The organism is Mesorhizobium sp. M8A.F.Ca.ET.202.01.1.1 (assembly GCF_004791595.1).
Taxonomy (GTDB): domain Bacteria; phylum Pseudomonadota; class Alphaproteobacteria; order Rhizobiales; family Rhizobiaceae; genus Mesorhizobium.
On record NZ_SRUN01000003.1, the window covers coordinates 111,837 to 126,213 of the forward strand.

The 14,377-nt window shown below is 62.6% G+C and carries 11 protein-coding genes; 8 read left to right on the forward strand and 3 right to left on the reverse strand.

Going from position 1 to position 14,377, the window contains the following annotated elements; all coding sequences use genetic code 11:
• Window positions 1-424 precede the first annotated feature (424 nt).
• Complete coding sequence (locus EN845_RS08535; RefSeq protein ID WP_127275473.1) at window positions 425-952, forward strand: hypothetical protein; 528 nt, start codon at window positions 425-427, stop codon at window positions 950-952.
• A 709-nt stretch (window positions 953-1,661) separates the two neighbouring features.
• On the opposite strand, the gene EN845_RS08540 is transcribed toward EN845_RS08535, so the two are convergent.
• The 3 genes from EN845_RS08540 to EN845_RS08545 all read right to left on the reverse strand — a co-directional run bounded on the left by EN845_RS08540 (window position 1,662) and on the right by EN845_RS08545 (window position 5,404).
• Window positions 1,662-3,761: a mechanosensitive ion channel family protein gene (locus tag EN845_RS08540; protein ID WP_127869953.1), complete on the reverse strand. Its 2,100-nt coding sequence runs from the start codon at window positions 3,759-3,761 to the stop codon at window positions 1,662-1,664.
• Between the two features lie 315 nt (window positions 3,762-4,076).
• The gene (locus EN845_RS35415) at window positions 4,077-4,253 is read right to left on the reverse strand and encodes a hypothetical protein (protein WP_167531294.1); all 177 of its coding nucleotides are present in this window, start codon (window positions 4,251-4,253) and stop codon (window positions 4,077-4,079) included.
• A gap of 119 nt (window positions 4,254-4,372) precedes the next feature.
• Entirely contained in the window at window positions 4,373-5,404 is a 1,032-nt protein-coding gene (locus tag EN845_RS08545) for an ABC transporter ATP-binding protein (RefSeq protein WP_167531295.1), read from the reverse strand.
• A gap of 767 nt (window positions 5,405-6,171) precedes the next feature.
• Here EN845_RS08545 and kdpF point away from each other — a divergent pair.
• Genes kdpF through EN845_RS08580 form a run of 7 tightly spaced genes read left to right on the forward strand, consistent with a single transcriptional unit; the run spans window position 6,172 to window position 14,357 of the window.
• On the forward strand, window positions 6,172-6,261 hold the full coding sequence (gene kdpF, locus EN845_RS08550) for a K(+)-transporting ATPase subunit F (protein WP_015315765.1): 90 nt from the start codon (window positions 6,172-6,174) through the stop codon (window positions 6,259-6,261).
• Window positions 6,262-6,286: 25 nt separating this feature from the next.
• Window positions 6,287-7,990, forward strand: a complete 1,704-nt coding sequence (gene kdpA / locus EN845_RS08555) for a potassium-transporting ATPase subunit KdpA (RefSeq protein WP_127869951.1) — start codon at window positions 6,287-6,289, stop codon at window positions 7,988-7,990.
• Window positions 7,974-8,213, forward strand: coding sequence for a hypothetical protein (locus EN845_RS08560; RefSeq protein WP_245511688.1), 240 nt, complete (start codon window positions 7,974-7,976; stop codon window positions 8,211-8,213). The genes kdpA and EN845_RS08560 overlap by 17 nt, the downstream gene beginning before the upstream one ends.
• A complete protein-coding gene (gene kdpB, locus EN845_RS08565) occupies window positions 8,210-10,303 on the forward strand; it encodes a potassium-transporting ATPase subunit KdpB (RefSeq protein WP_127869950.1) in 2,094 nt (697 codons plus the stop codon). The genes EN845_RS08560 and kdpB overlap by 4 nt, the downstream gene beginning before the upstream one ends.
• 11 nt (window positions 10,304-10,314) lie before the next feature.
• Window positions 10,315-10,878 (forward strand): potassium-transporting ATPase subunit KdpC, encoded by a 564-nt coding sequence (gene kdpC, locus EN845_RS08570; RefSeq protein ID WP_127869949.1) that lies wholly within the window; start codon window positions 10,315-10,317, stop codon window positions 10,876-10,878.
• Between the two features lie 57 nt (window positions 10,879-10,935).
• Window positions 10,936-13,671 (forward strand): sensor histidine kinase KdpD, encoded by a 2,736-nt coding sequence (locus tag EN845_RS08575; RefSeq protein WP_127869948.1) that lies wholly within the window; start codon window positions 10,936-10,938, stop codon window positions 13,669-13,671.
• Window positions 13,668-14,357: a response regulator transcription factor gene (locus EN845_RS08580; protein ID WP_127869947.1), complete on the forward strand. Its 690-nt coding sequence runs from the start codon at window positions 13,668-13,670 to the stop codon at window positions 14,355-14,357. Before EN845_RS08575 ends, EN845_RS08580 begins: the two co-directional genes overlap by 4 nt.
• Window positions 14,358-14,377 lie beyond the last annotated feature (20 nt).

Below are 14,377 nucleotides of genomic sequence, written 5' to 3' on the forward strand. Positions count from 1 at the left end.
CTGTTCCGGGAGTAGGTTACCAGATGCTACGCGCGTGCGCGCGCCACGTCCGCTAACCTTCGCGTCAATCAGTGCAGAGGAGCGACAACAATGTGCCTTCAGCGCGTCCCGCATGATCGATGACTAGGAGAAGGTCTACGCTTCGATAGTCGAGGACAGGCGATCATGCTCAACCGGGGTTGCTCAGCGCAGGACCAAAAATGGACCACGATCTAAGCCAACGAGCTAACGGGCCTGTCCAACTAGTGGTCCGCAAATCTACATGCTTGCCCACGTAACTTACCGACTGCCTCTGGGCTCACGCGATATACAAGCCCTTTGAGACACCAGCCGAATTGCAGTCCGCGAAGGGAAAAGCCCCATGCTGAGACGCCAGCGCGGACGTTCATGAGCAGAGAACGGCAGATAAAGGAAAGGCACTTCCATGCGAAATTTAATGACACTTATCACGGCAACTTCAGTAGCACTTTTGTCTGCGATGGCAGCCTACGCACAAACACAAAATCCCCTTCCCAAGGCCAGCGATGTGCTTGTCCGATACGGGGACGACGTGGAGGGCTGGACGGTCTATGCAAATCAAACCCGCGGAGATTGCTTGATCGTGCGCCAGGATGGGCCAAGTTCGGTGCAAATGGGCGTTACCGCAAATCAGGAGGTCGGGTATCTCGGCGTGTTCACGAAGGCGGATATCGGCCTTCAGAACGGGGCCCAGTCGGAAATCTTCGTCTCCATCGCTGGCCATCTTTATAGTGGTGTGGCCATCACCACGAGCGGCGAACTCAAGGGCGGATATTCTGGTGGCTACATCTTGACAGACGACCCGAATTTCAAGCGCGACGTAGCGAAGCAATATGAAATGATCGTGTTTCCGGAAACCAAGGGGACCTTCGTTGTCGATCTGAAGGGGACTTACAAGGCAATGGCAATGGGCCGCAAATGCCTCGCGCAGTGACCGCCCGCTGGGCAATATTCCCCATCTCGGCCATTGGCTGCAGCCGCAGAGTTTTAACGCAGAGCGCCAGCGTGTGAAATCGCCGCCGCCGGAGCGGCCAATGCCAGTCGGCGCCCACAAGCCAAGATCGTATCAGAAGTTCGGGCTTTTCAACGACCGCGGGGCTGATGACCAACAGCGAAGATACTAAATTAGAGCATTCCCAACAATGACGTAGAAAAAGAGACCTGACGTCTTTTCAGATAGCGCGACGCGTCCACCATTTTGACGCCGCCGGCGTGGATAACGGCAATTGACGATGTTGTAATATATTGACAAGATCAATGCGGCTTCCGGTGTATTCACCTTGATTGCAAGCGTCATCTGGCACCGGATCAATCCTCGAACAACCGACTAGCCACCGACTTGATGTACTGCAGAAACGCAGCAACGCTGTCGGAAAATGAACTGCCCCTCTCACTGGACGAGCTGATTGCGGCGATCCGTCGTGATCTTGATGCGAAGAAGCCCAGGCAGGTTAAACAGGGACAAGGACGGCGTGCATCCGCTTGTGATTCCGTGTGAGAAGGGGTCGATGGGGTGGAGGAATGTGGTGACCGGAGCTCGCGTCGATTCGTCCTACTCGCTGGCGTGCCTGGGCAAAGATGAACCGGCCTCGTTTCGGGATCCGACTTAACCCTCAGGATCGACAGTCAATGCCGTGCGTGGTCTAGGCCTGACAGGCCGCTGCTTCAGCCTGGCTCATTTTGGCGATCTGCTGCTGTGCGGCGGCAGCGGTGGCGGCATCGCCGCCCTCGACGTGCACCGTCGGGAACGCGATCTTGATGTTGTTGTCCTCGAAGGCCTTCTTAATCATCATGAAGGCCCGGCGCTTGATCGGGAACTGCGTTCCCGGTTTGGTCGTCATCTTCATACTGAGCTGGACGGCGAAATCGCCGAACGCGTCGATGCCCTGCATTTTCAGCGGCTCGATCGTGTCGGCCGCGAATTCGGGGTCCTGCGCCAGCTCTTGTCCGATCTTCTTAACCAGCTTGCGCGCGAGTTCGACGTCGGAATCGTAGGTCACGCCGATCGTTATCTTGTCGATCACCCAGTCGCGACTCATGTTCTGGATCGCGCCGAGCTGGCCGAACGGAACGGTATAGACGGGGCCGCGGTGGTGGCGCAGCCTGACCGAGCGCAGGCTGAAGGACTCGACCGTCCCCTTGTATGACCCGCTCTGGATGTACTCCCCCACCCGGAACGCATCGTCCATCAGGTAGAACACTCCGCTCAGCATGTCCTTCACAAGCGTCTGCGAGCCGAAGCCGATGGCCACGCCGAACACACCTGCGCCAGCGATCAGAGGCATGATCTGCACGCCTAACCCGGCCAGGATGCTTAGTACTGCCACGACGCCGATGAGGACGGCGAGCGCGTTGCGAAAGATCGGCAAGAGAGTTCGCAGGCGGGCTGCACGTGCTGCATCGTGCGGATCCGCCTGGGGTGCCGCATGATGGGGATCCGTACTGGCCAGACTCGATGCCTCAATTCTATAGGCGATTAGGGCCTTGGCGAGCTGCCAGAACAGATCCGCGACCATCAATATGACAATGGCGTTAAGCGATCCGGATATGATGCGAGCGCCCATCTCGTCGTGAGCAAAGGCCACTGCTCTAAGACGCCAGAGGTAGGCGAGCCAAACGATCGCCGCTGCAATGACCCCCGCCCTAGCGCCTCTGACGATAAATACGTTGAGCGCCACGCCGACGGCGCCACTGCGCTTGGCGGTGCCGGCGACCGCTTGCGAGACATTACCGACGCCGCGCACCACGCTAGGCAGGAGCAGCGCGTACAAACCGATCCACAGCAATGCGAGCAGCCCCGCGACCCAGACTAGCCAAAGTACAACCAGATAGAGCGTAAGCAGACAATTCTTGATCGGTGAGGCTGGCGTGCTAGGCCGCCGCCAAACGGTGTCGCAGCCGACGGCCAGCAGGCCAAGCCCGAACGAGAGCGCGACGAGCCGCAGCATGTCGGGCGAGAAGCCAAGGGCCGGCATGATGCTGACAATCGCCCAGCCGAAGAAAAAAAACCCGGCGACCGCGCTCACGCGTTGCTGCCAGAAGCGTTGACCCGCCTCGCGGCTGCCGCCCCGCTGATCGCTAGGGTCACCCTCAATGGGAGACCCCAACGCCAGCAGAGACTTTGTTATCGCGCGGATAGCGCGAAAGATGATGAAGGCGAGCAGCAGCGTCAGCACGATCTTGCGCAGAAGCGGCGGCCATTCGAACGCGAGGAACGAGCCGATGCTGGCTAGGGCAAATGTCAGCAAGGCAGCGACCTCGGACAGAACCGCCTTTCCGGGGTCAATCGTTGCCTCGGAAGTGCCCGGCGCCAAAGCCCGGCGGACCAGCCACTCGGCGCCGAAGCCGACGACAATCAGAACTGCCAGGATCAGGACCACAAGGCCGGGCCTGCCTGAATTCACGTCGCGCGAGACGACGCCGGCGGCGTTGGCCAACTCCTGCGGGATGCGGGGAATGGCATCCGCGAGCGCGGCGAGACGTGTGCGAACGGCTCCCTCCCAACTCGCGATCGTGCCTTCTAGCGATGCGGCAGGCGGTTCCTCGGCGGCTGCCGGTATCTTTCCTTCGAGCCATTGCTTCACCTCAGGGTCGGACAGCAGGTTGAGGAACTGCCGTGCCTTTTCAGGCGGCAAGCCGGCCGGAGACTGCTGTGCCAAGGAGGTTCCAAGCAGTGCCCAAAAGAAAATCGCAATGCCGGCCGACAGCAGAATACAAATTCGAGTGCGCAGTGCTTTGCTCATCGGACGCTCCGGCTGCCCGTGGGAAGCCAGCCGGGAGCGAGCCTGTCCGCTTGCGCCGGCAGACGACAGGCGGCGCTGGGAAGGTCGTCAGGGCCAAGTTGCCCATTTCTGTACGAAGGCGATGAAGGCCTGGCGGTCAAAGATGCGTCCTTTGCGCAAAGTCGATAGCAGGACGATTGTATTAGGTATGGCTTAAGCGCAAATTGCGCGAGATCAATCGGCGTTCGATCGCGTCGCCCTCGATGGTCTTTCAAGGAACGCTTAGACCTTGCCGTCGATGCGACTTATCCGGTCGGCTGCACCGGCGGCTGTAGGTCAGTTGCGGGACAGGCCCTTGCGGCCCACAGCCATCGCCTTGAAGGTCCCTTCCAGGTCGACCACAAATTCCCCTTTGGTCTGTGGGAAAACCGTCGTGGTGTATTTCGCTTGAAATTTGGGTCGTCCGTCAAGATGTAGCCGCCCGGATGCGGAGGGCGGCTTCACCTGCGACATGCCGAATGGGCTCTCCTACACGGCGCGCTCAGACGTGCTTCATATGGTGCTTCGCCAATAAGTTCACTATGCGTTCGGCTTGTGCTGCGGAGCACCAGCCGCTGGCCAGGCTAACTAGATCATCGATTCAATTCCGGCTGTGCGCTGGAATGTCCGGTTTGCGAGGGATGATTGCCGTCGACCCACTGGACGATCATCCGGAATTGCACTTTCGCTTGCCAATACGCGCGATAGAAGTCGAGAAGTTCCCCCGTGGGTTCCGACAAGCGTTGGAAGCCCGAAATGAAGGCGACGACGGTGCCGATCGTCGTCTGCCCGCGGATGACAAGATAGCCGCCAACGATCAGGACCATCAGGGACCCAGCCGCGTTGGCTATGTTCAGCAACGTCTTCAGCCCGAATCTCAACAAATAGAATTCAAGGCGGTTGCTGAAGATGGTGCGTATGGTGCGAAAGGCTGCCCGGCGCTTCGTCGAGTGGCTGGCGAAGGAATTGACTGCCTGGTTGCCAAGCCTTCGGACCAGCACGACCTGCCGTTCCACGAGTGTGTTCAGGTCCTTCTGCATGTAAAGCGCAAGCAGGATCTGCGGCAGGAGTGATACGCCGCTGACCAGAGCAATCACCGGCTGCATGTAGATCATGTAAGATACGACGGAGATCATCATCGTGACGTTGACCACGCATTCAGAGATGCTGGTGCCGACAAATCCGCCAACATAGTCGATCTCGTTGCCGATGATGCTGGCGGTCTGACCGCTCCTTGCGTGCTCGCGCGCTGACCTTTGCGTGGCGACGAGAGCGAGTTGATCGCGCGCCGTCTTCACCACGCTCTCTCCGAGCCAGCCCTGATAGACGATCAGTGCGTATTTCAACCCCGCATGCAGGAGTATAGCCGCTAGATACAGGCCGCCGAGCATCAGGAGCGCCCGTACGTTCTTGTCGGCAATCGCCCCATCGACGACCCGTCTCTGCAGGTCGATGGGGATAAAGTTAGCCAAGGCAACCGAGATTGCGATCACGCTGACATAGACCTGATGCATGCCGCTGGCGCGCCGGACAAAATTGGGAAACTTCTCGCCAGCGCGTATCGCGTCGGCCATCGGCTTAAACGGGGTGAAGCGCCGCGCAATTGTCGTGAAAATGCCGCTCACCTTCGGTGCGCCTCCGTCGCCTCCATCTCCGGCCCAGCCGATAAGGCCGACGCACCCTGTCGGTGAGCAACCGAGCGGGCATCCTCGTTGCGCGGCTCGGTCGAAGTCAGCCCGGCAGGCCGAGAGCGGCATTCCTGCAGCGCCTCGATAGCCGGTCGCGACCAGTAGGGCTGGCCCCGGCCACGCCACGTTGGAGAGGTTGAGTTCTCGATCATCACGGTTTGATAGCGGAGAAGGCCGCGAGCCCCCTTGATCGGCATCAAGGCTGGGAGAATTTACGATCCGAGCTGAAACAGGAAGCCACGGTGTTGTTGGCAAAAGCACTGACCGGCGGCCATGACTGGTGGACCGGGAACCTGATGTGGGCCGGTCAGGAGTTCCAACAAACAAGGGCAAGCTTTCCGGGCGCGCCGTGGTCGCGGGGCGCCTGCTCTCGCTGAGGCCGCCCACTGCCGACAGACCCCGGCCGGGCAATCGAGCCCGCGCGGGAAACCTTTATAAAATTCCTATTTCTTTGCGCCCCGCGCCGTCTCGAACCTTTATGGCGATCGGGTCCATATTCGCACGACCAAGATTTGGTGCCACGTCAATGAACATGCGGCGGGGGTTGTCATGGTATTGCGAGCCTTTCCAGGAAGGCACGAAGTACAAAGCACAAGGAACAGGCAAAATGGACATTATCATGCTCGGGATCGGAGTTTTGTTCTTCGCCGTGTCCCTCGCCTACGTCAGAGCCTGCGGCAGAATTTAAGCGGAAGGATCGAACCATGCTTGTCGACTACATCCTCGGTGGCGGCGTCACCTTGTTCCTGCTCGCTTACCTGACCTACGCCCTCATTCGCCCAGAGCGTTTCTAGTCCACCGGTGCACGGAAGCTACATCATGACCATAAACGGATGGATACAGATCCTCATCTTCTGCGGGATCCTCGTTTTGCTGGTGAAGCCGCTCGGCGGCTACATGCACCGCGTCTTCAACGGCGATCGCACGCCGCTTTCGCCGGTCCTCGGCCCGCTCGAGCGCGGACTCTACCGCATTTGCGGAACCAGCGATCGTGAGGAACAGCACTGGACCACATATGCGGTGTCCCTGCTGCTGTTCAACCTGGCGGGCTTCCTGGTGCTCTACTTCCTGCAGCGCATGCAAGGCAGCCTGCCCTACAATCCGGCCGGCATGAGCGCGGTCGACCCGGCGCTCGCCTTCAACACCGCCGCCAGCTTCATGACCAACACCAACTGGCAGAACTACGGCGGCGAAAGCACGATGTCCTACCTCGTGCAGATGGCCGGCCTGACGGTCCAGAATTTCGTTTCGGCGGCCACCGGCATCGCCATCGCCATCGCGCTGATCCGTGGATTTGCCCGCGCTTCGGGAAAATCGATCGGCAATTTCTGGGTCGATATGACGCGCGCCACGCTCTACGTGCTTTTGCCGCTCTGCATCGTGCTCACCCTTGTCTATGTCTGGCTCGGCATGCCGCAGACGCTCGGGCCTTATGTCGATGCCACCACGCTCGAAGGCGCCAGGCAGACGATCGCGCTCGGCCCGGTCGCCTCGCAGGTCGCCATCAAGATGCTCGGTACCAATGGCGGCGGGTTCTTCAATGCCAATGCGGCACATCCCTTCGAGAACCCCGACGCCATCTCCAACCTGATCCAGATGCTGTCGATCTTCGTCGTCGGCGCTGCCTTGACCAACGTCTTCGGCCGCATGGTCGGTAACCAGCGCCAGGGCTGGGCGATCCTTGCCTCGATGGGCGTGCTGTTCATCGCCGGCGTCGCCGTCTGCTACTGGGCGGAAGCCGCGGGCAATCCGCTGGTGCACGCGCTGGGCATCGACGGCGGCAACATGGAAGGCAAGGAGACCCGTTTCGGCATCGCCTTGTCGGCGCTGTTCGCCGTCATCACCACGGCCGCCTCCTGCGGCGCGGTCAACGCCATGCATGACTCGTTCACCGCGCTTGGCGGCATGATCCCGCTCATCAACATGCAACTCGGCGAGGTCATCGTCGGCGGTGTCGGCGCCGGCTTCTACGGCATGCTGATGTTCATTCTGATTGCCGTCTTCGTCGCCGGCCTGATGGTCGGCCGCACGCCCGAATATCTCGGCAAGAAGATCGAGGCCAAGGAGGTCAAGATGGCGATGCTGGCCATACTGTGCCTGCCGCTGGCGATGCTGGTCTTCACGGCCATCGCGGTGGTGCTGCCGAGCGCGGTGGCCTCGATCGCCAATGGCGGGCCGCACGGCTTCTCCGAAATTCTCTACGCCTACACCTCGGCGGCGGCCAATAACGGCTCGGCCTTCGGCGGCCTCACCGGCAACACGGCCTGGTACAACATCACCATCGGCATCGGCATGCTAATGGGCCGTTTCCTGGTCATCATCCCGGCGCTCGCCATCGCCGGCGCGTTGGCGGCGAAGAAGACCGTGCCCGCCTCGGCCGGCACTTTCCCGACCGATAGTCCGCTGTTCGTCGGGCTGCTGGTCGGCGTCATCGTCATCGTCGGCGGACTGACTTTCTTCCCGGCCCTTGCCGTCGGACCTGTTGTCGAGCACCTGGCGATGATCCATGGACAGACATTCTGAGGTAGCCATGTCCTGGTTCAGCAACAAGCGCCGCCATGTCAGGCATCGGCCCGAACCGGGGAAGGAGGGGCTGCCGCCTCCTTTCCCGACCATGTCGACCTTTCTCGGACTTGCCGGCGCCATGATCGCGCTTTGGCTGCTGGCCTACGGGCTTCCCCATCTTTTTTCGGCATCCGACCAATCGGCGCCGCACACCAACACTGAAGCCGGAGCTTCAAAATGAGCCAGTCAAAATCAGCGAGCATCATGGATGCCCGCATCCTGTGGCCTGCCATTGGCGGTGCCTTCCGCAAACTCGATCCGCGCACGCTGGCGCGCAATCCGGTGATGTTCGTCGTCGCCGTCGTGTCGGCGCTGACATCGGTGCTGTTCGTCAAGGACCTCGTCACCGGCGGCGGCGATCTGCGCTTCACGCTGCAGATCATCATCTGGCTGTGGTTCACGGTGCTGTTTGCCAATTTCGCCGAGGCCGTCGCCGAAGGGCGCGGCAAGGCGCAGGCGGATTCGCTGCGCAAGGCGCGCACGGAAACCCAGGCCAAGCTTTTGACGGGCGAGGATCGCACCAGGTTCAAGCTGGTGCCCGGCACCGGTCTGAAGGTCGGCGACATCGTGCTGGTCGAGGCCGGCGACATCATCCCGTCCGACGGCGAGGTGGTGGAAGGCGTCGCGTCGGTCAACGAGGCGGCGATCACAGGCGAGTCCGCGCCGGTGATCCGCGAATCCGGCGGCGACCGCTCGGCGGTCACCGGCGGCACGCAGGTGCTGTCCGACTGGATCCGCGTGCGCATCACCGCCGCCGCCGGCCATACTTTCCTCGATCGCATGATCTCGCTGGTCGAAGGCGCCGAGCGCCAGAAGACGCCGAACGAGATCGCGCTCAACATCCTGCTCGTCGGCATGACGCTGATCTTCGTGCTGGCCACCGCAACGATCCCGAGCTTTGCCTCCTACTCGGGTGGCTACATTTCGGTGACCGTGCTCGTCGCCCTGTTCGTGACGCTGATCCCGACCACGATCGGCGCGCTGCTGTCAGCCATCGGCATTGCCGGCATGGACCGCCTGGTGCGCTTCAATGTGCTGGCCATGTCGGGCCGCGCCGTGGAAGCCGCCGGTGATGTCGATACGCTGCTGCTCGACAAGACCGGCACGATCACGCTCGGCAATCGCCAGGCGACGGAATTCCGCCCGGTCAAGGGCGTCAGCGAGCAGGAACTGGCCGACGCGGCACAGCTTGCCTCGCTCGCCGACGAGACGCCGGAAGGCCGCTCGATCGTGGTGCTGGCCAAGGAGAAATATGCCATCCGTGCCCGCGACATGGCGACGTTGCATGCCACGTTCGTGCCTTTCACGGCGCAGACCCGCATGAGCGGCGTTGACATAGAAGGCTCTTCGGTACGCAAGGGCGCGGTCGATTCGATCCTGACCTATGTCAGCCAGCCGACATCGGCCACGCATGGCATACGGCCCGGAAGCGATACCGTGCGCGACCTGCAGGTGATCGCCGACGAGGTCGCCAAATCGGGCGGTACGCCGTTGGCGGTCGAGCGGGACGGGCGCCTGCTCGGCGTCGTCCACCTGAAGGATATCGTCAAGGGCGGTATCCGCGAGCGCTTCGCCGAACTGCGCAGCATGGGCATCCGCACGGTGATGATCACCGGCGACAATCCGATGACGGCGGCAGCCATCGCGGCGGAAGCCGGCGTCGACGACTTCCTCGCCCAGGCGACGCCCGAGGACAAGCTGAAGCTGATCCGTGACGAGCAGGCCAAGGGCAAGCTGGTCGCCATGTGCGGTGACGGCACCAACGACGCGCCAGCACTCGCGCAGGCCGATGTCGGCGTGGCCATGAACACCGGCACGGTCGCCGCCCGCGAGGCCGGCAACATGGTCGATCTGGACAGCGATCCGACCAAGCTGATCGAGATCGTCGAAATCGGCAAGGCGCTGTTGATGACGCGCGGTTCGCTGACGACCTTCTCCATCGCCAATGACGTCGCCAAGTACTTCGCCATCATCCCGGCCATGTTCGCCGTCTTCTACGTCGCGCCCGGCCAGACGACCGGCCCGCTGCAGGCGCTCAACATCATGCACCTGGCGACGCCGCAGAGCGCCATCCTGTCGGCCATCATCTTCAACGCGCTGATCATCATCGCGCTGATCCCGTTGTCGCTGCGCGGTGTGAAGTACCGGGCGATCGGCGCCGGTGCGCTGCTCAGCCGCAATCTTCTCGTCTACGGCCTCGGCGGCATCGTCGTGCCGTTCGCCGGCATCAAGATAATCGACATGGCGGTCACCGCCCTTGGCCTTGCATAAGGATCGTTCCGATGCTCAAGCAAATCAGACCCGCGATCATCATGATCGTTTTCTTCACCGTGCTGACCGGGCTCGTCTATCCCATCGGCATGACCGGTATCGCCCAGACGCTGTTCCCGCGCCAGGCCAATGGCAGCCTGGTCGAGAAGGACGGCAAGGTAATCGGCTCCGACCTGATCGGCCAGGCCTTCGCCAGCGACAAATATTTCCACGGACGGCCTTCGGCCGCGGGCAATGGCTATGATGCCGGCGCCTCAGGCGGTTCCAATCTCGGCCCGACCAACCCGAAGCTCATCGAGCGCATCAAGGGCGATGCCGAGAAGCTGAAGGCGGAAAATCCGAACGCGCCGGTGCCGATGGACCTTGTGACCACATCCGGCAGCGGCCTTGATCCGCAGATCAGCCCGCAGGCCGCTTATTTCCAGGTTCCGCGCGTGGCCAAGGCCAGGGGCATCGACGAGGCCAAGGTCAAGGCGCTCGTCGACGGCCAGGTCGAGGACCGGGAACTGGGCGTGCTCGGCGAGCCGGCGGTCAATGTGCTGGCTCTCAACCTGGCGCTGGATGCAGCGAAATAGTTGATGGCAGGCGCCGGGGATCGACACGGTCCCCGGCGCCATTCATGATCGGACCCGATGCCGGACGACAGAAGCAACGTCGAAAACAGACCATCCCCCGACGCGCTGCTCGAGCATGCCGAGCGGGAAGGGCGCGGCCGTCTGCGCATATTCCTGGGCGCGGCACCTGGTGTCGGCAAGACTTACGAGATGCTGATGTCGGGCCGTGCCAGGCTGGCCGACGGCGTCGACGTGGTGATCGGCGTGGTCGAGACGCATGGCCGCAAGGAAACCCAGGCCCTGGTCGAGGGGTATGAAGTCATTGCCCGCCGCAAGGTCGACTATAAGGGGCGTGTCCTCGACGAGATGGACATCGACGCCATCCTTGCCCGGCGTCCGGCGCTGGTCCTGGTCGACGAACTCGCCCACACCAATGCGCCCGGCAGCCGCCACCCCAAGCGCTACCTCGACGTCCAGGAAATCCTGGCGCGGGGCATAGACGTCTATACGACGCTCAACATCCAGCATGTCGAAAGCCTGAACGACGTCGTCGCCCAGATCACCCGGGTCCGGGTGCGCGAGACCGTTCCCGATTCCATCATCGACCGGGCCGACGATGTTGAAATCATCGATCTGACGCCCGACGACCTGATCAAGCGGCTGGAGGAGGGGAAGGTTTATTTCCCCAACACGGCGCAGCGTGCCGTCGAGAACTATTTTTCGCCAGGCAATCTGACGGCGTTGCGGGAACTGGCGCTGCGCCGTACCGCCCAGCGCGTCGACGAACAGTTGCTCAACCACATGCAGTCCCACGCCATCCAGGGTCCGTGGGCGGCGGGCGAAAGGGTGCTCGTCTGCGTCGATGCGCGTCCAGGCGGGGCAGCCCGCATTCGCTATGCACGCAGGCTGGCCGACAGGCTTCGTGCGCCATGGACGGCGCTTCATGTCGACACGCCGCGCTCGGCCGGCATGTCCGAGGACGACAAGGACAGGCTCGCCACGCTCCTGCGCCTCGCCGAGCAGCTCGGCGCCGAGGTGACGACCATTCCGGGACAGAGCGTCGCGCAGGACATCGTGCGCCATGCGACGGCGAACAATTTCACCCACATCGTCGTCGGCAGGCCGACCCGGTCGCGCTGGCGGGAACTTATCGAGGGGTCGCTCACCTATGATCTGATCCGCAACGCCGGCGACATCAGCGTCCATGTCATCTCGGGCACCGAGCGCGAAACCGAGGCGTCGGCAAGGCGGGTCAAGGCGGCGGCCGAGCAGAGGCAGTTCCAGGTCTGGCCCTATCTGCTCGCCACCGCCTATGTCGCCGGTTCATTGGCGGTCACCACGGCGCTCGACCAGTTTCTCGATGTCCGCAACCTGGCGATCGTCTTCCTGCTCGGAGTGCTGACGTCGGCGGTGGCGGGCGGCCTGTGGCCGGCGCTCTATGCCTGCTTCCTGAGCGCGCTGGCCTTCAACTATTTCTTCCTCGAGCCGCGCTACACGCTGACGATCCGGGATCCGGAGAGCATCGTCGCGCTCGCCGTCTTCCTTGCCGTCGCGGTGATCGCCAGCAATCTCACCGCGCGCGTGCAGCGTCAGGCCGCCGCCGCCCGCTCGCGAGCGCGGGCAACCGAGGACATCTATCTCTTCTCCAAGAAGCTCGCCGGCGCCGGCACGCTCGACGACGTGCTCTGGGCCACCGCCTTCCAGATCGCCTCGATGCTGAAGCTGCGCGTGGTGCTGCTGCTGCCGGAAGACGGCACGATCACGGTCAAGGCAGGCTATCCGCCCGACGACACGCTGGCCGAGGCCGACATCGCCGCCGCCCGCTGGGCCTGGGAGCACAACCGTGCCGCGGGACGCGGCGCCGACACGCTGCCCGGCGCCAAGCGCCTCTATCTCCCCTTGCGCACGGGGCGCACGGCAATCGGTGTCGTCGGCCTCGACAATGACAAGCAAGGTCCGCTTTTGACGCCCGAACAGCAGCGGCTGCTCGACGCGCTGGCCGATCAGGCGGCGGTGGCGATCGAACGCGTCCAGCTCGTCGCCGATGTCGACCGCGCCAAGCTCGCCGCCGAAGCCGACCGGTTGCGTTCGGCCCTGCTGACCTCGATTTCGCATGACCTGAAGACGCCGCTCGCGGCCATCATGGGAGCGGCCGGCACACTCAAGGAGTTCGCGCCTGATCTGCCCGAGCAGGACAGGGTGGAGCTTCTGTCGGCGGTGATCGACGAATCGGAACGGCTGAACCGCTTCATCGCCAACCTGCTCGACATGACCAAGATCGAGTCCGGTGCGATGGAGCCGAACTACGCCCTCCACTATCTCGGCGATATCGTCGGCACGGCGCTCGACCGCGCCCGCAAGATCACCAGCGAACACAAGATCGAGGTCGATATTCCGCCCGACTTGCCGATGCTTAGGCTTGATCCCGTGCTGTTCGAGCAGGTCCTGTTCAACCTTCTCGACAATGCCTCGAAATATTCGCCGCCCGGCTCGACGATCCGCGTCCAGGGATGGACCGACAATGGCTCCGTCGTCGTGCAGATCATGGATGAGGGGCCGGGCATTCCGGCGCAGGACCTTGAACGCGTGTTCGACACTTTCTACCGGGTGCGCAAGGGTGATCAGGTGCGCGCCGGCACCGGGCTCGGCCTGTCGATCTGCCGTGGCTTCGTCGAGGCGATGGGCGGCACGATCACGGCCGCCAACCGGACCGACCGCTCCGGTGGCGCCTTCACCATCCGGATGCCGGTGCCGGCGGAATTGCCCGATGTCGGCAATGGCGGCGACGAGCCCGGCGAGGATCAGCCTCGATGACCAATTCCAATGTCAGGATACTGGTTGTCGATGACGAGCCGCCGATCCGCAAGCTGCTGCGGGTCGGCCTCGCCAGCCAGGGTTACGCGGTCAGCGAGGCGCCGAACGCCAAGGTGGCGATCGAGCTGATCGAACAGGAAAAGCCCGACCTGGTGTTGCTCGATCTCGGCCTGCCCGGCATGGGGGGGCATGACCTCCTGCGCCAATGGCGTGACGGGGGCATCGACATTCCTGTCGTCATCCTCTCCAGCCGCACCGACGAGGCCGGCATCGTCAGCGCGCTCGAACTCGGCGCCGACGATTATGTCACCAAGCCGTTCGGCATGAACGAACTGGTGGCCCGCATCCGCGTGGCGTTGCGGCACAAGTTCCAGCAACAGGGCGAGAAGCCCGTTTTCCAGAGTGGAGACCTCAGCGTCGATCTGGTCAAGCGCATCGTCAGGGTCGAGGACCGGGAGGTGAAGCTCTCGCCGAAGGAGTACGACATACTGCGCATCCTGGTGCAGCACGCCGGCAAGGTGCTCACCCACCACTTCATCCTGAAGCAGATCTGGGACGATTCGACCGACGTGCAGTATCTCAGGGTCTATGTGCGCCAGCTCAGGCAGAAGATCGAAAAAACCCCCGACCAGCCGCGCTACATCACCACCGAAACCGGTGTCGGCTATCGCCTGCGCGTCGAGTGAACAACCCGTCCGCCGGAACC